Raw genomic sequence first — 16,859 nt, 5'->3', positions numbered from 1 at the left:
CCTTTTACATCCCGGGCAGTTTGCACAGTATTAAAAAGCATATAGTGCGTGCAGGGCAGAAAAGATCACAACAGTGATCCCCAGCAGCAGTAAAACCGCTCTGGTAACAGCCTGACGACAATGTGTCATGTCTGAAAAGCGTACCTCGCGGTGGCCGCCGACCCGGCTGTACCGGATCATATTCCCTGAGTAAATGGCCGGGCCACCCAGCCGGATCCCTAAGCTCCCGCCACATAACGCCAGCAGCAGTGAGGTGCTGTCTCTGGATCTTGCCTGTGAGAGCGCTTTAAATCCGGCAACCGGATGTGTTGACAGTGCCAGTAATATTGCACCGGTAAATGCAGGGACCAGCGAGAGCAGCCGGGTGACCCTGCGAACGGGCAGGGCAAACCAGTAGAAGCCGGGGTTTCGCCAGTGCCACTGCCAGCTGAATAAGAGCAGCAGACGATACAGCAGTGCTGCCACCGGACCGGCAATCAGAAACCAAAAAACCACACCGCAAAACTGGTAGCAGAACCTGAGCAGTAAACTTTCCATGGCAGCTTTAGCAATACCGATATCTGACAGACGAGCACAGTCGCGGGCGACGAAGTGGGACACCATTTCTCTGGCAAGGACTTTCTTTTCTCTGCCAAGGGCGGTGACGACAGCATTGTAGTGCCATCTCACCTGAGCGAAGTCCATGACGCAGAGCAAAATGACTGCTTCGAAAAACAGCGGATATTCAGCCATGGTAACCAGCAAACCGGTAAGCACAGTGAAAGGCACGATAAGTACAATGGCACCCAGTGCGCCGGATATCCGGTGTTGGGAAGGGCTGTCAGTGGATTTGGGTTTTACTTTTGTCGCCATCCCGGCCGCCAGCAGGCGGAATACGGTTAACGGGTGGTATTTGGGAGGCCAGCGCCAAAGGCTGTCGATGGCGATAACCACCAACAGCAGGGCGAGATTTTGTAATAAGGGGCTGTGGAGCAGGGCGTCCATGCTTAACACTATGCTCAGGCCAGACGGGCAATCATTCCCATAACCAGTTCAGCAGAGTGCTTCGCTGCGGTTTCCAGATATGCCTCGAAGGACACTGATGATGTCTTGCCGGCGATATCAGACAAAGAACGGATCACCAGAAACGGTGTTTCCAGCATAAAACAGGTTTGTCCGATGGCTGCGCCTTCCATTTCACAGGCCTTCATTGCCGGAAAAGTGTCTTTAATTTTCTGTGCCGCTTCATCTGAACCGACAAAGGAATCGCCGGTACAAATCATGCCAGTGGTGTTCTGGATATGGGTGATGTCCTGTGCCGCGGCGGTAGCAGCTTCAACAAGCCGGGGATCGCAGTCGTATTGTGGCGGCATACCGGCACATTGCCCAAGTTCATAACCAAAATGGGTAATATCCACATCGTGATATTTCACTGCACTGCCGACGACCACATCACCGATATTCAGCGCCGGATCGAAGCCGCCGGCTGAACCGGTATTAACAACATAATCAGGCGTGTATTGCTCGATAAGTGCTGTTGTGGCAAGGGCTGAAGCAACTTTACCAATACCGCATTTTACCAGCACGACTTCAGCGCCATGCAGGGTGCCGGTGTAAAAGGTCAGATGTTTCCACTGTCGGGTTTCACAATCTGTCAGAGATGCCTGTAACAGTGCAATTTCCTGATCCATTGCGCCAAGAATACCGATTTTCATAAATATGTTCCGTCGATGTACCGCCCGGCGAACTGGGTGTGCGCGGGTCCGTTAAGTCATGATTGTTAATGGTAATATGAAAGTGAAGAAACTGACAGAAATTAGGGGAAAATGGGTCGGTACCTTGGGGAGAATACCGACCCGGAGAGTAAAAGGTAAATTAAGCAGCCGCTGCCCGGCTTGAACGCACCGGACGTGTCGGGCGTTTATTCGGTGCAGGGTTAAGCGTCGGCGCCTGCGCAATACGTTGCTGTTTGCGGCGGTAAGGCACCAGCTTGCTTTCGATACATTCGCGGATCTCTTCAGTGGTATAACCGGTTTTCACCTTAATGCGCACATGAGGCAATCCTGCTGCATCCAGCGCGCCGCTGACAAAAAAGTCGCGCTGGGATTTGTATTTGTTCTTGCCATCGTTATAAACAAGGTCGATAGCCATAACAGGCGTCATGTCGTCGCGGTCACACAACACGTAATCCAGTTGCTTTGAAGACGCCCGTGACATGGCGCTGGAGCCCTGCTTTTTACTGGCTTTTGCTCTTACTGCCAGTACATCGCTCAGGCGAACCCTGCAAACGATGCGGAATTCACGGCCCACTGCCTGCTCAATCAGTTTCAGAAAATTATGTTCTACCGGTGTGAACAGCTGAGGTTTACTGCGAAAAGGAAAGCTTACACCGCTGTCCGACAATTTCATGGCGCCCAGAGCCACCACAATCAGTAACATCATTAAAATTATAGCCAGTTCCATATTGATCCCCGCGAAAGCAAAATCACATACGTCAAAAAAGTGACGTTTTGTGTCGTGAATTAGTCAACAAGCTGGATTTTGCAAAGGAAGTGCCAGACCGCTAAAAATTTGCAAGGTCGGGAGAGCGTCCGGCACAGAGGAGCTGGGAAGAGGCTGACAGGTCTCAGTTGGCCTTAACAATCATCATATCTACCTGAGAACCTTCGTGATCAGGGGAAATGATAACCCGCACACTGTCGTTAGCTGCAGTGAGTAACGTTCTGCCCTGTACTGTTGCTGCGACCTGCATACCGGGATACTGCGCCGTGTAGTAGTCGATGAGTGTTTGCTGTGGTGTCGCGGAATAAAACACCAGCGTGGCAGGCAGTCCGCTGTCGAAAACCTGACATTGCTTTGCGTCATCCGGCATGGTCAGCGTGTGAAAGTCTGCCGGACAGGCGGATGTGTCAGGCGCTGCAGCCACAGATAACGAAGCCGTACACAGCAGAGTCGCTGCAATCATACTGCACGTCTTTTTGTTCATTTTTACTCTCCCTTTATTAAGCGGAATGGATGCTTAACAGATGAGTAAAACTATAGGCAAGAACCCCTTAACCGGCAATAAAGCATAGGTATACCGGCACACACTCAAGTATCGGCGGTTGATCTTCAGAAACGAAAAAAGCCACGGAATTCTCATCCCGTGGCTTTCGTTTTTTTGCTTTGAGCCGTATTAAACGCCGAGGTAATCCATGATGCCGTCGGCCGCTTTACGGCCTTCGTCAATGGCGGTTACAACCAGATCACTGCCCCGAACCATATCGCCACCGGCGAAGATTTTCGGGTTAGCAGTCTGATAAGCGTACTTACCACCGGCAGGGGCGATAACACGACCCTTTTCATCCAGGATAATACCGTAGTCAGCAAACCAGCTGGCAGGGCTTGGCTGGAAACCGAAGGCGATGATAACCGCATCCGCTTCAAGCACGTGCTCTGAACCTTCCACCTCAACAGGACGACGACGACCGTTGATGTCCGGCGGACCCATTTCAGTTTTAACCAGTTTAACACCGGCTGCAGTGCCTTCACCGGTCAGCGCGATATCCAGTGGTTGTACATTGAAGACGAATTCCACACCTTCTTCTTTCGCGTTCTGTACTTCCTTGCGTGAACCGGGCATGCTTTCTTCATCACGGCGATAAGCACAAATTACGCGTTTTGCGCCCTGACGGATAGACGTACGTACGCAGTCCATAGTGGTATCACCACCACCCAGCACAACAACGGTTTTGTCTTTCATGTCGACAAAATCAGCAGGATCTTTTTCCAGCCCCATTACACGGTTAGTATTCGCAATCAGGAACGGCAGGGCATCGAAAACGCCTTCCACGTGCTCATTGTCGAATCCGCCTTGCATGGACTTGTACGTACCCATACCGAGGAACACTGAATCGTATTCATCAAGCAGCGCCTGGAAGTCGATATCTTTACCGATTTCAGTATTGAGTCTGAACTCCACACCCATTTCGGTAAAAATTTCACGACGACGTTTAATCACGTCTTTTTCCAGCTTGAACGAAGGAATACCGAAGGTTAACAGGCCGCCGATTTCTTCGTACTTGTCGAAAACAACCGGCTTCACACCGTTACGTACCAGAATATCTGCACAGGCAAGACCTGCAGGACCGGCACCAACGATAGCGACTTTCTTGTCTGTCCAGACTACGTCAGACATATCCGGACGCCAGCCCATTTCGAAGGCGGTGTCGGTGATGTATTTTTCAATACTACCGATAGTCACAGCGCCGAACTCGTCATTCAGCGTACAGGCACCTTCACATAAACGGTCCTGCGGACAGACACGGCCGCAAACTTCCGGCAAGCTGTTCGTTTTATGAGAAAGTTCTGCCGCTTCAATAATACGACCTTCATTCGCAAGACTCAGCCACTGCGGAATGTAGTTGTGAACCGGACACTTCCACTCGCAATAAGGGTTACCGCAGTCCAGGCAGCGGTCTGCCTGGCCTTCGGTTTGTGATTGCGTTAACGGTTGATAAATTTCAGCGAACTCACCCTTACGCACCATGATAGGTTTTTTCGGCGGGTCAATCCGTTCAACGTCAACAAATTGGTATACATTTTTAGCCATTACTTCACCTACCTCTCTTATTGCGCCTGGATCCGCAGCTCGTCACTCGAACGGCTGATATGGCCCAACAGGTTTTTAACGTCACTGGTTTTCGGCTTAATTAACTTAAAGCGTTTTACCGACTCAGCAAAGTTCGTCAGCAATGACAATGAGTGTTCACTGCCTGTTTCTTCATAGTGCTGGTTAATCAGACCACGTAAGTGCTCTGACAGAATGGCCTTGTCGCCAATATCCATGATTTCAACCAGTTCAGGGTTAACGCGGTTATCAAGGTCACCGTTTTCGTCGTACAGGTAAGCGAAGCCACCTGTCATACCGGCACCAAAGTTAACGCCAACCGGGCCCAGTACAGCAACAATACCACCGGTCATGTATTCACAACCGTTGTCACCGATACCTTCAACCACGGCGGTTACGCCTGAGTTACGCACACCGAAACGTTCACCGGCACGGCCGGCAGCAAACAGTTTACCGCCGGTAGCACCGTACAGACAGGTGTTACCCATGATGGCACTGTTATGTGCATCGAAACTGATGTTCTTAGGCGGATAGATAACCAGCTTACCGCCAGTCATACCTTTACCCACGTAATCGTTGGCATCACCTTCAATACGCATGTGCAGACCACCTGCGTTCCATACGCCGAAGCTCTGGCCCGCAGTACCGGTAAACTGTATTTCAACCGGCACATCTTCCATATCATGGTTTCCGTGATGTTTGGCGATTTCACCAGACAACATGGCGCCCACTGAACGGTCAGTGTTGCGGATTGGGTAGCTTAGACGGATACCTTTGCCTTCACGCACAGCGTTTCGGGCATCGTCCAGAATCTTCGCATTCAGCTCACCTTTATCCAGCGGCTGGTTAGTGGTTTCTGAACAGAACAGACGGGTATGCTCGCCTTCAACCGGGGTTGCCAGCAGTGGTGACAGATCCAGTTTGTTTTGTTTCGCTGAAATGCCGTCGATAACTTTCAACAGATCAGTGCGCCCTACCAGTTCATCGAACTTACGTACGCCCATTGCGGCCATAAGTTCCCGCACTTCCTGAGCAATGAACTTAAAGTAGTTCATTACCATCTCAGGCAAGCCGATGAAGTGTTCTTCACGCAGCTTTTGATCCTGAGTTGCAACACCTGTCGCACAGTTGTTCAGGTGACAAATTCGCAGGTATTTACAGCCTAACGCGACCATCGGACCAGTACCGAAACCGAAGCTTTCAGCCCCCATACAGGCTGCTTTGATAACGTCCAGACCGGTTTTCAGACCACCGTCGGTTTGTACACGTACTTTGTGACGCAGACCGTTTTCAATCAGTGCCTGTTGTGTTTCCGCCAGACCCAGCTCGAAGGGGCTGCCGGCGTACTTAACAGACGTCAGCGGGCTTGCACCTGTACCACCGTCATAACCGGAAATGGTAATGAGGTCAGCATACGCTTTCGCTACACCGGTAGCGATAGTGCCTACGCCCGGCTCTGATACCAGTTTCACTGAAATCAGGGCGGTAGGGTTAACCTGCTTAAGGTCAAAAATAAGCTGAGCCAAATCTTCGATAGAGTAAATATCGTGATGAGGTGGTGGTGAAATCAGGGTTACACCAGGTACAGAGAAACGCAGTTGCGCAATGTACTTGTTAACCTTGTCACCCGGCAACTGACCACCTTCGCCCGGTTTTGCACCCTGTGCCACTTTGATCTGGATAACATTTGCGTTAACCAGATAGTGCGGGGTTACACCGAAGCGGCCGGAAGCCACCTGCTTAATTTTAGAGTTCTTTTCTGTGCCAAAGCGGGAAGGGTGTTCGCCACCTTCACCAGAGTTCGACTGGCCACCTAAGCGGTTCATTGCAATGGCAAGCGCTTCGTGGGCTTCAGGGCTCAATGCACCGATAGACATCGCTGCGGTATCGAAACGGGGGAACAGTTTTTCCGCCCCTTCGACTTCGCTGATATCAATGGCTTCATTGGGCGAATTCAGCTTCAGCAAGTCACGGAAGTGTGCTGGTGCGCGCTCATTGACGTGTTTTGCATAAACCTGATAATCGCTGTATTCACCGGAAACCACTGCAGTTTGCAGTGATTTCACCACATCCGGGTTGTAGGCGTGATACTCGCCGCCGTGAACATATTTCAGCAGACCACCGTGAGACAGAGGCTTACGCTTCAGCCAGGCAATGCGGTTAAGGTTAATCGCATCCTGTTCGAAATCTTCAAAGCCGGCACCCTGAATACGTGAAGGTACGCCGTTAAAGCAAAGGTTAACCACATCTTTGTTGACACCGATGGCTTCAAACAGCTTGGAGCAGCGGTAGCTGGCCACGGTGCTGATACCCATCTTTGACATGATTTTATACAGGCCTTTATTGATACCTTTACGGTAATTCAATACTGCGTCTGTGACAGAGCAGGTCAGCTCGCCTTTTTCGCACAGTTGCTCAATAGTTTCATAGGCAAGGAACGGATAAACAGCCGTTGCACCCAGGCCAATGAGTACAGCAAAGTGATGCGGGTCACGGGCTGAAGCAGTTTCAACCACAACGTTTGCGTCGCAACGCAGTGCTTTTTCAACCAGACGACGATGCACCGCACCGGTCGCCATAGCGGCAGGAATGGTCAGTCTGTCTTTCTTGATGTTGCGGTCTGACAGAATAACGAATGCAGCACGCTTCTGTTTAACCAGATATTCCACTTCGTTACAGATACGTTCGATGGCCTTACGCAAGCCCTCTTCCTGTTTATATTGCAGGTCAACTTTCTCTGAATAGTAGTTATCCGGATTAAACTCACGCAACTGCTTCAGGTCGGTATAAACCAGCACCGGCGATGAGAACAATACGCGGTCGGCGTAACCCGAAGTTTCGCTGAATACGTTCTGCTCACGACCGATACAGGTAGCCAGCGACATGACGTGATTCTCACGCAGCGGATCGATTGGCGGGTTAGTAACCTGTGCAAACTGCTGACGGAAGTAGTCATAAACAGTACGGGACTTCGAAGACAGAACGGCCATCGGGGTATCGTCACCCATAGAGCCCACTGCTTCCTGACCATCTTTGGCCAGAACCTTCACCACTTGCTGAATTTCTTCGTAGCTGTAGTTGAACAGCTTGTGGTAAACCTCAATGGTGTCGTCATCGAAGACACGCTTACCTAATTCAGAAGAATCCATCTGCTCAATTGGCGTCAGGTGACGGATGTGTTTTTCCAGCCACTCTTTGTACGGGTGACGGTCTTTCAGCTCTGCGTCGATTTCATTGGAACGCCAGATCTTACCGTTATAGGTATCAACGGCGAGCATTTCGCCCGGACCAACGCGGCCTTTTTCTACCACGTCAGCTTCGCTGTAATCCCAGATACCTACTTCTGAAGCCAGCGTGATGAAACCATTTTTGGTGATCACGTAGCGGGCAGGGCGCAGACCATTACGGTCAAGGTTACAGGCAACGTGGCGACCGTTTGTCAGTACGATACCGGCAGGACCGTCCCATGGTTCCATGTGCATTGAGTTAAACTCGTAGAACGCACGCAGGCTTTCGTCCATGGTTTTGTTATTTTGATACGCTGGTGGCACAAGCAGACGCATTGCACGGAATAAGTCCATGCCGCCTGCCAGGAATAATTCCAGCATGTTATCCAGAGAAGATGAGTCAGAACCTGTTGTATTTACATAAGGTGCAGCATCTTTCAGGTCCGGAATCAAAGGCGTTGAGAACTTACCGGTACGGGCCATCGCCCAGTCACGGTTACCTTTGATCGTGTTAATTTCACCATTGTGCGCAAGAAAACGGAAAGGCTGCGCAAGAGGCCATTTAGGTAATGTGTTGGTAGAGAAGCGCTGGTGGAATACACAAATCGCACTTTTCAGACGTTCGTCAGCCAAATCTGCATAGAAGGCAGGCAGATCTTTCGGCATCACCAGACCTTTATAGATGGTGACTAAGCCGGATAAACAGGCTACATAGAAGTCTTTGTCTTTTTCCAGACGTTTCTCGGCACGGCGGCGAACCATAAACAAACGACGTTCTACGTCGCGTTTACGCCAGCCCGCAGGAGCATTCACAAAAACCTGCTCAATCTGCGGTACACCGGTCAGAGCCAGTTCACCTAATACATCGTGGTTTACCGGCACTTTGCGCCAGCCCACAACATTCAGTGTTTCTTTTTCCAGCTCTTCGTTAAGAATGTCTCTGGCAGCTTGTGCCAGTGTGTCGTCCTGACTCAAAAAAATCATGCCTACGGCATATTTCTTACTCAGCTTCCAGCCGTTCTCGTCGGCGATAGCCTGAAAAAAGGCATCCGGTTTTTGCAGTAGCAATCCGCAGCCGTCACCGGTTTTACCGTCGGCAGCAATACCGCCACGGTGCTGCATTCTGTCCAGGCCCTGGATTGCAGTCGTTACCAGTTTATGGCTGGCTTCCCCGTGAGTGTGGGCAATAAGACCAAAGCCACAGTTATCCCGGGAATCATTGGGATTATATAAACTCATCTTAAAAACTCCTTCAACCTTCGACTGGACAAGGCATGTGTTGGATCGTGTTCCGCGCAGGACACGCATCGCAACATTAGTGTAGACGTCTATTTACGAGCCAGTTTTCACCATACTCTAAGCGCCTTTTTATGTCGTTAATTATTATTAGTAGGACGCCAGTCGTTAACCGCATTTTTATGCACTATTGCTTAGCGGGCCGTACAAAATACATACATTGGCATATAAAATCAAATGATAAAAATGTGAAGACCTTATGTATTTTGAATAAGTTACATAAAATCATTTTAAATCAACATCTTAATTTGAAATCGCCGCTGATTGGATTTTGAGCTGAACGCTCACTTTTTTATCAAATTAGTATGTTTATACTAAAGTCTAAAAAAGAATAAGAGGTTAATTGTGAATAATCATTCATAAAAAATGTTTATTTATATGGAAATGCAGGGTGTGGCTGAATGAATATCACTTTTACGGCAACCTGTCAGAACCCGCCAAGCCCGACCAGATAAAATCTAATATACCTCTGTGCCGGAGCATTAGCAAAGTCACCGGGCGTATCCATATAAATGAAGGGAATTATCGCTATGACGAATTTTGCCCGTCAGTGAATATGTCAGGATAGTCACCGGAGTGTCACAAATTAGTATAACGTGCAGGCAGATTTGTGGGTTTTCCAACGCGACCGTGTTATAAGTGCTGTAAGTTTAGTTATTTAGAAATTGCAGTACGTTCGTTATGCATCAAGATTCTCCAAATGATTCGTGGGCGATAAAGTTTGCGCAGTTTATAAAGCGCTTTGGCACACTGAAACTAAGTTTGCTGTTTGTTGTTGTTACGCTGGTTTTCACCCTTGGCGGTTCATACGTCATCCGGGTGACCATGGGCAATGAGGTTCAACCTGACGATTTTATTATCGCTGTTGTGCTTACCATGATGTCAGCCCCCTGGGTGCTTTACTTCTTAAGTGAACTGGTTAAACAACTGGAAACTTCCCGCACGAACTTAAAAGAAGTGGTCAGCCAGCTAGAACGTTTGCGTGAGGAAGATGTATTCCTTAACCGCGAACTGCAAAGCAATATCCGCCAGCTTAACCATGAGATGGAACAGCGCCGAAAAGCGCAGGACGACCGTGAAGCGGTGTTTAAAGATCTTGAAAAAGAGATTGAAGAGAAGTCTTTTTCAGAACAGCAGGCACGACACTTATCTACCCTGCTGCGTTCTATCATCGATGCCTCACCGGATCTGATTTACTACCGTAATGAAGAAGGGCGTTTTGCCGGCTGTAACCGCATTGCGGAAATGCTCACCGGGAAGTCCGAAGCTGAGTTGGTAGGCCTGACCTTACATGATGTGTTTGAAGAAGAACTGGCCCGCCAGATTGTTGCCTCTGATCATGAAGTGCTGGAAACCAATGCCAGCATGACCGAAGAGTTGTGGCTGCGCTTTGCTGACGGAAAACGCCGTTACTTCGAAATGAAGCGGGTACCGTTTTTTGATAACGAAGGCACACGTTTAGGTTTGCTGGCTTTTGGCCGGGATATGACAGAGCGCAAACAGGCCGAGAATGCCGCTGCGAAAGCCAGTACCGATAAGACCCGTTTCATTGCCACGATTTCTCACGAATTGCGAACGCCACTGAACGGCATTGTGGGTTTAAGCCGTATGCTGCGCGACACGGATTTGAGTGAAGAGCAGTTCAACTGGGTCAGTACTATTTATGCCAGCGCAATTACACTGGGCAATATATTCAACGACATCATCGATCTGGATAAGCTGGACCGGGATAAACTTGAGCTCAGCCTGAAAACGGTATCGCTGCGTGATTTCACCCAGGAGTTGTCCAGCATTATCCGTCTGTTAGCGGCAGACAAATCGCTGGAGCTGGTAACCGATATTCAGGAGCCGTTACCGCAACTGGTGGAGGTTGACGGTACCCGTCTGCGTCAGATCCTGTGGAACATTCTGTTTAATGCCGTGAAGTTTACGCAGAGAGGGAATGTGAAACTGAGTGTGTCGGCAACGCCGGCAAAAGACAATATGACTGTGGTGACCTACGTGGTAGAAGATACAGGTGTGGGGATCCCTGACAGCGAAATTGAGAAAATTTTCGCCATGTATTATCAGGTAGACCATCCGGATCATCAGTCTGCAACAGGTACCGGTATCGGTCTGGCTATCTGTAAGCAAATGGTCGATCTGATGAACGGCGATATCCGCGTTACGTCAGAAGTCGGCAAGGGCACACGCTTTGAAATTGAGCTGCCGTTACAGATTTCTAACCGTCCTATGCAGGTTTCCAAACTGCTGGTGACCGATCTCAACATTCTGCTGGTGGAAGACATTGAGCTGAATGTGATGGTGGCAAAAGCGCTGCTTGAGAAATTAGGTCAGACAGTCGATGTGGCCATGACCGGTCAGGAAGCGATCGATAAGGCCCGCGAAAATCACTACGACCTTATCCTGCTGGATATTCAGTTGCCGGATATGACAGGGTTTGATGTGGCCAACACGCTGCGCGATGAAGATTTGGTTATGGGTACGCCGATGGTGGCATTAACGGCTAACGTGATTAAAAAGCGTGAAGAGTACCTGCAAAACGGTATGGATGACGTTATCGCCAAACCTATCAAGAAGAGCCGTGTGATTGAGGTGTTCAACAGTTTATTTGCTGAACCGGCCGCACCGCTGCATACAGAAGTGGAAAACAAGCCTAAGAAAACTGATAACAGTAAAGCGCTGTCCAATATTCTGGATATTGAATTGCTGCAAATGCTGGTGGATACCATTGGTGAAGATATGGTCCGCGCCAGCGTAAAAGTGTTCCAGGATAAAATGCCGGAGTACATGGAAATTCTGCAGTTAAGCCTGAGTGCTGACGAAAAGTCTGAAGTGTGTTCTCAGGCCCATAAAATAAAAGGTGCCGCCGGCTCTGTCGGTCTTGCCCGTGTGCAACGCATTGCCAATCAGATCCAGCAGGGGGATCACCCTGCATGGTGGCAAAATGTGCATGACTGGGTTGAGGAGCTTCAGATGGCAGTTGCTCACGACATGAAAGCACTGCAAGAGTGGCTTAACTCACAAATGATTGAGGACTGATACAAAGCATGACCACGGAAGGTGAAGCCTTTTCAAATACGGTTGTCTCTGCAGACCAACTGCCGTCTCTGGACACGCTGGTTTATGAGCCTTTGTCGCCGCGTTACAGAACACTGAATCTTGCTATCGCGGCGGCAATCTTCATCACCCTTCTGGTGGTCGTAAACTTCATCCGCTTTCAGCCTTTTGTCACATTGCCGGAAGGACTGTTATTTGCCTGGCCATTCGTGACGGCGGGTCTCGCAGCCTTGTGGGGACTGCTGAGTGTTTATCACTGGCTTGCTGATCCGTTGTTGCAGTTCTCACTCAGAGAGCAGGATTTATCTGTTCACAAGGGACTGATATTCCGCAGCATCACCTGCCAGCCGGTACTTCGCATACAGCATATTGAGCTCAAGCGCGGTCCGCTGGAAAGGCTGGCCGGACTGGCAACTTTGCAGGTCTTTTCTGCCGGTGGAGCAGGGCATACCTTTGAAATCCCGGGCCTGCCCGTGGCTCAGGCACAGAAAATCCGCCAGTTCATTCTTGATCACAAGGATGTGGGAGCGCGCTGATGCGGTCACAACAGGAAGCCGCTGTCTCCACCGGCGTTAACTGGCGCAGACTGGCACCGGTTGCGGTTATCTATTTCATTGTCTCCAATGTTCTCAGTTTTATCCGCCAGTTTATTGTGGTGCTTTCTGTACTTGCCTGGTCTGCCAGCAGCTTTGACTATCAGCAGTCGTTCTGGTTTATACCCGTCATGGTGGCTATCTTTCTGGCAACTATCGTCAGTGGCGTTGTGAGTTATTGGTTTTATCAGTACCGCATCCGCAATGAACACATTGAAATACGTAGCGGACTGTTCAGGCGTCGTAATATTAATCTGCCGTTCTGGCGCATTCAGAATGTAAAAATTGAACAACCGTTTTACTTTCGCCTTACCCATTACACCGTGGTGGTGCTGGATACAGCAGGTTCATCCGGAGAGGAAGCGAAAATTGTTGCTGTAGAACGGGATTATGCGCAGCAGCTCCGTCAGGCGGTGTTGATCTCCGGCAGACAGCATCAGGCCAGGACCACAGAGGACAACAAGCCAGAGGCAGTTGACACCGCGACGTCACCGCTAGCGGATGATGAGAAGGTGATTAACCGCCGCAGCCTTTCCGATCTCATCATTCACGGACTGACCAATAACAGGGTGTGGATCCTGCTTGGTGCACTGACGCCTTTTTATGACGAGATATCCGGTTTTGTTTACGACTTTGTGGATGATCTCGGGTTATCCATGGATGCACTGTTCGCTGACCAGCAAGTACTCTGGTGGCAGGTCGGTTTGTATGTCATTTCCACCATGCTGCTGATCCTCAGTGTGATGGCCATGGTGTCGGTAGCCGGCTCGGTGATCACGTATTATAACTACACGCTCACACGCACATCGGACCGGTATATCCGTCGTTCAGGGCTGTTCAGTTTGCAGGAAGTCAGTATGCGTGAGTCCCGTATACAGATGATTTCCGTCAGACAGGACTGGCTGGATTATCTGCTTAAGCGAGCTAATTTCTTTTTTGAGCAGAATAAGACCGGTGACAAACAGGAGCAGGAATTACATGCGACTCACAAGATGCTGGTGCCGTCCGTCACACTTGCTGAGGCACAGGCTCTGGCTACAGATGCAATGCCGGATAACAAGGTGTATCACACCGGCTATAGCAGGATCAGCACCCGCTTTATCAGTCGCTGGATCCTGACACTGGCACTGCCTGCCTGTGCGCTGGTGTCGGCCATGGGCTATGCCCGTGAAGGCTGGCACATTTTCCTTGTCACCATTCCGGCTTTTATGCTCGCCTGTGCAGGGATTTATTTGCGCTGGCGGCGATGGGGATTCGCCTGCGATGATACTTACTGTTATATCAGAAAAGGTATGGCAGGGATTGACCGCTACAGTTTTACACTCTTTAAGGTTCAGCAGGTGGCACTGACTCAAAGTGTGCTGATGCAGAGAAGAGGGCTGGCCAACGTGCATTTTATTCTGGCCAGTGGCAGTATCACCATACCATACATTCCTTATGCGGTTGCCACAGCGCTGGCTGACAAAGCGCTGTGGCATGCCGAATCAGGCCGCCGCTCCTGGATGTAGCAACAGCCCTATTTCGTTTCCTCTTTCTCTGCTTGCTCTGCTTTCCACGCTTTAAAATCTTCATAACGTTGTTCGTAACGCAGCACTTTGCTGTGTGGATCGGCAACAACGGTATCTTTCGGTAGCGCCGGTACACGACGGGTTTTCACCATATCGATAGTTGTGACTTTTCCGTCGATGCTGACGTCGAGAGGCATAGGAAATGGTAAGTCATTTTCAGTCTTCCACGTAAAGGTGACGCCGTTGTCGTCGCGGGTAGTGTTTTTCCGTTTAACCACACCGAAGTGATGGTGAAACGGGTATCTAAATCCACAGAAAGATGTGTTTGCGGGTTGTCTGAGTTAAGCGTGAGTGTGGTATCACCAAATAACACTTCGTTCGTAAAATCGAAGGAAAAATTGAGTCTGGCGTGGCTAACCGACAATCCCTTTTGATACGGGGCGATCTCACCGCCGCTTTTTAACGTGTACGGTGTTGATTCAGTATTGTTGTGAGAAGAGGACGTTGCAGCACAACCACTCAGCAGAGCGGCTGTCATTGCAATAGCAAGGGCATGTTTTTTTCATTGTTCTTGTCCGGGTATCTGTGTGGTTTCCATTCTTCACAGATATCCCGAAAGGTACAAACAGAACAGGAAAAATGTTGTGTAATACAAGTTATATACAGGAAATCAATAGGTTGCCAAGTAATTTGCTGTTCAGACTGGCTAGCTCACCTGATGCAATGCAAGCGGAGAGGCAGGCTGGTTAACCAGCCATCGTTCTACCATTTGTATTAATGCACTATTGGCTTGCGGGAATAGTGGTAAATGCCGGGCAAGCCACTGGCTAAACCCGGGCAGCATGCCGGATTCAAACTCGGTAACCGTTTGTGCCAGTACAAACACGTCAGCGAGTGCCATAGTTTGTAAAAGGGCCGGAGAGGCCTGAATCGCCGGGAAATTCGTTTGTGCAAGGGTTTCGGGGGCGCCGCTGTCCGGCAAATTGAAACTGCGCATGGCAGATACCATGTCTGCAACCTTCTGACCAAAACACATCTCAACTTCATCACTGTCTGCGTAGTCGTCCTGCATGGAGCGTGTCAGCCAGGCCGCAGCCAGCATTTCCCGGTTGTGGGGAAGTTTACTTAACAGTACCGCCAGTTCCCGCGGATGGTGGATAAAGGTTGCGCCATTGTGGCGGCGTAAATGACCGGCTAATGCATACTTGCGTGCGGTAAACAGTGCAGCTGATGATACGTAATCATCTTCAACGAGTAATGCCTGCATAAGGACCTCTTACCTTCAATGTGTTATTGACAGCGGACGCTCTGAACGGCGGCCTTTGAAGTCCTCATTACAAATAGTGTGCCTGTTTTTTCGCCGGTTTTTTGGCACCGTTTTTTCACCCGGTTTTCAGGGCGTCAGAACATCAGCGGGAACCCGCACCCATCCTTCCATCAGCACCCTTGCGCTGCGGCTCATTATCACTTTCTTCACTTGCCACTGGCCGTGATGATATTCAGCCTGTGCGCCGACTTTCAGTGTGCCGGAAGGATGGCCGAATACCACCTGACTGCGTTCCCCGCCACCGGCTGCTTCATTAACCAGTGTGCTGGGAATACAGGCGGCAGTAGCAATGGACACAGCAGCAGTACCCATCATGGCATGATGTAACTTACCCATGGATAAGGCCCGGACATTCAGGTCAATATCCTGCTTCGCTATGTGCTTCCCGCTGGATGCCGTGTAATCTGCAGGCGGGCTGACAAACGCGACTTTCGGCGTGTGCTGGCGCGTGGCTGCCTCATCAATGTGCCCGATGAGGCCCATTTTCACCGCGCCGTGAGCCCGGATAGTTTCAAACATTGCCAGCGCTTTTTCATCACTGTTAATGGCATCCTGTAACTCTGTGCCGCTGTAGCCGCAACTTTCAGCATCAATGAAAATTGTCGGAATACCGGCATTGATCATCGTTGCTCTGAGCCTGCCAACACCCGGGACATCGAGATCATCAACCACATTGCCGGTGGGAAACATCGCGCCATCATCATCCGCCGGGTCCACAAAAGCGATTTCTACTTCTGCCGCCGGAAAGGTAACTCCATCCAGTTCAAAGTCACCGGTTTCCTGTACCTCACCATTGGTCACGGGCACCTTTGCAATAATGCTTTTGCCGATATTCACCTGCCAGATTTTCACGGTGACGATACCATTGTGTGGTATTGAGTCCTTATCAACCAACCCGTTGCTGATGGCAAATGCGCCCACCGCGGCGGTGAGGTTGCCGCAATTTCCTGACCAGTCTACAAAGGGTTTATCAATAGCCACTTGTCCGAACAGGTAGTCCACATCAAATCCTTCCCGTTCACTTTTCGACAGAATAACGGTCTTGCTGGTACTTGACGTTGCACCGCCCATGCCGTCAGTTTGTTTACCGTACGGATCAGGGCTGCCAATTACCCGCAGCAATAACGCGTCTCTTACCGGGCCGGGTTGCTGTGCGGCTTCGGGCAAATCGGTGAGTTTGAAAAACACGCCTTTGCTGGTTCCGCCGCGAATGTAGGTAGCCGGAATTTTGATTTGTGGGGCGAATGTCATGGGTCTTTT

12 protein-coding genes are annotated in these 16,859 nt (G+C 50.0%); 3 read left to right on the top strand and 9 right to left on the bottom strand.

Annotated elements, in window-relative coordinates; all coding sequences use genetic code 11:
- Positions 1 to 30: 30 nt before the first annotated feature.
- The 6 genes from ACXAG2_RS11670 to gltB form a co-directional block, all read right to left on the bottom strand.
- Positions 31 to 984 carry a cobalamin biosynthesis protein CobD/CbiB gene (locus tag ACXAG2_RS11670; RefSeq protein WP_474843130.1) on the bottom strand — a complete coding sequence of 318 codons (954 nt, stop codon included), beginning with the start codon at positions 982 to 984 and terminating at the stop codon, positions 31 to 33.
- Positions 985 to 998: 14 nt separating this feature from the next.
- Positions 999 to 1,694 carry a 5'-methylthioadenosine/adenosylhomocysteine nucleosidase gene (locus ACXAG2_RS11665; RefSeq protein ID WP_119502287.1) on the bottom strand — a complete coding sequence of 232 codons (696 nt, stop codon included), beginning with the start codon at positions 1,692 to 1,694 and terminating at the stop codon, positions 999 to 1,001.
- A gap of 160 nt (positions 1,695 to 1,854) precedes the next feature.
- Complete coding sequence (locus ACXAG2_RS11660; RefSeq protein ID WP_119502286.1) at positions 1,855 to 2,442, bottom strand: DUF2726 domain-containing protein; 588 nt, start codon at positions 2,440 to 2,442, stop codon at positions 1,855 to 1,857.
- A 163-nt stretch (positions 2,443 to 2,605) separates the two neighbouring features.
- Positions 2,606 to 2,965 (bottom strand): hypothetical protein, encoded by a 360-nt coding sequence (locus ACXAG2_RS11655; protein WP_119502285.1) that lies wholly within the window; start codon positions 2,963 to 2,965, stop codon positions 2,606 to 2,608.
- Between the two features lie 189 nt (positions 2,966 to 3,154).
- Positions 3,155 to 4,570 (bottom strand): FAD-dependent oxidoreductase, encoded by a 1,416-nt coding sequence (locus ACXAG2_RS11650; protein WP_119502283.1) that lies wholly within the window; start codon positions 4,568 to 4,570, stop codon positions 3,155 to 3,157.
- A 17-nt stretch (positions 4,571 to 4,587) separates the two neighbouring features.
- Positions 4,588 to 9,054, bottom strand: a complete 4,467-nt coding sequence (gene gltB, locus ACXAG2_RS11645) for a glutamate synthase large subunit (RefSeq protein ID WP_474867143.1) — start codon at positions 9,052 to 9,054, stop codon at positions 4,588 to 4,590.
- A 738-nt stretch (positions 9,055 to 9,792) separates the two neighbouring features.
- Here gltB and arcB point away from each other — a divergent pair.
- The 3 genes from arcB to ACXAG2_RS11630 are packed head-to-tail and all read left to right on the top strand — an operon-like array spanning position 9,793 to position 14,272.
- Entirely contained in the window at positions 9,793 to 12,153 is a 2,361-nt protein-coding gene (gene arcB, locus ACXAG2_RS11640; RefSeq protein ID WP_474843124.1) for an aerobic respiration two-component sensor histidine kinase ArcB, read from the top strand.
- Positions 12,154 to 12,161: 8 nt separating this feature from the next.
- Entirely contained in the window at positions 12,162 to 12,707 is a 546-nt protein-coding gene (locus ACXAG2_RS11635) for a PH domain-containing protein (protein ID WP_474843122.1), read from the top strand.
- Positions 12,707 to 14,272, top strand: a complete 1,566-nt coding sequence (locus ACXAG2_RS11630) for a PH domain-containing protein (RefSeq protein ID WP_474843120.1) — start codon at positions 12,707 to 12,709, stop codon at positions 14,270 to 14,272. Before ACXAG2_RS11635 ends, ACXAG2_RS11630 begins: the two co-directional genes overlap by 1 nt.
- Before the next feature lie 8 nt (positions 14,273 to 14,280).
- On the opposite strand, the gene ACXAG2_RS11625 is transcribed toward ACXAG2_RS11630, so the two are convergent.
- The 3 genes from ACXAG2_RS11625 to prpF form a co-directional block, all read right to left on the bottom strand.
- Positions 14,281 to 14,550 carry a hypothetical protein gene (locus ACXAG2_RS11625; protein WP_474843118.1) on the bottom strand — a complete coding sequence of 90 codons (270 nt, stop codon included), beginning with the start codon at positions 14,548 to 14,550 and terminating at the stop codon, positions 14,281 to 14,283.
- A 428-nt stretch (positions 14,551 to 14,978) separates the two neighbouring features.
- Entirely contained in the window at positions 14,979 to 15,539 is a 561-nt protein-coding gene (locus tag ACXAG2_RS11620) for an HD domain-containing protein (RefSeq protein ID WP_474843116.1), read from the bottom strand.
- A gap of 126 nt (positions 15,540 to 15,665) precedes the next feature.
- A complete protein-coding gene (gene prpF, locus ACXAG2_RS11615) occupies positions 15,666 to 16,850 on the bottom strand; it encodes a 2-methylaconitate cis-trans isomerase PrpF (protein ID WP_474867140.1) in 1,185 nt (394 codons plus the stop codon).
- Positions 16,851 to 16,859: the final 9 nt, after the last annotated feature.

It is taken from the genome of Alteromonas sp. ABH4_456 (assembly GCF_056160645.1).
This window is presented reverse-complemented; position numbering and strand designations above follow the sequence as displayed.

Excerpts from the sequence above, each read along its gene's own strand:
- ACXAG2_RS11620 (WP_474843116.1), bottom strand. The coding sequence starts at position 15,539 with ATGCAGGCATTACTCGTTGAAGATGATTACGTATCATCAGCTGCACTG.
- ACXAG2_RS11655 (WP_119502285.1), bottom strand. The coding sequence starts at position 2,965 with ATGAACAAAAAGACGTGCAGTATGATTGCAGCGACTCTGCTGTGTACG.
- ACXAG2_RS11650 (WP_119502283.1), bottom strand. The coding sequence starts at position 4,570 with ATGGCTAAAAATGTATACCAATTTGTTGACGTTGAACGGATTGACCCG.
- ACXAG2_RS11670 (WP_474843130.1), bottom strand. The coding sequence starts at position 984 with ATGGACGCCCTGCTCCACAGCCCCTTATTACAAAATCTCGCCCTGCTG.
- ACXAG2_RS11665 (WP_119502287.1), bottom strand. The coding sequence starts at position 1,694 with ATGAAAATCGGTATTCTTGGCGCAATGGATCAGGAAATTGCACTGTTA.
- ACXAG2_RS11630 (WP_474843120.1), top strand. The coding sequence starts at position 12,707 with ATGCGGTCACAACAGGAAGCCGCTGTCTCCACCGGCGTTAACTGGCGC.
- prpF (WP_474867140.1), bottom strand. The coding sequence starts at position 16,850 with ATGACATTCGCCCCACAAATCAAAATTCCGGCTACCTACATTCGCGGC.
- ACXAG2_RS11635 (WP_474843122.1), top strand. The coding sequence starts at position 12,162 with ATGACCACGGAAGGTGAAGCCTTTTCAAATACGGTTGTCTCTGCAGAC.
- arcB (WP_474843124.1), top strand. The coding sequence starts at position 9,793 with ATGCATCAAGATTCTCCAAATGATTCGTGGGCGATAAAGTTTGCGCAG.
- gltB (WP_474867143.1), bottom strand. The coding sequence starts at position 9,054 with ATGAGTTTATATAATCCCAATGATTCCCGGGATAACTGTGGCTTTGGT.
- ACXAG2_RS11660 (WP_119502286.1), bottom strand. The coding sequence starts at position 2,442 with ATGGAACTGGCTATAATTTTAATGATGTTACTGATTGTGGTGGCTCTG.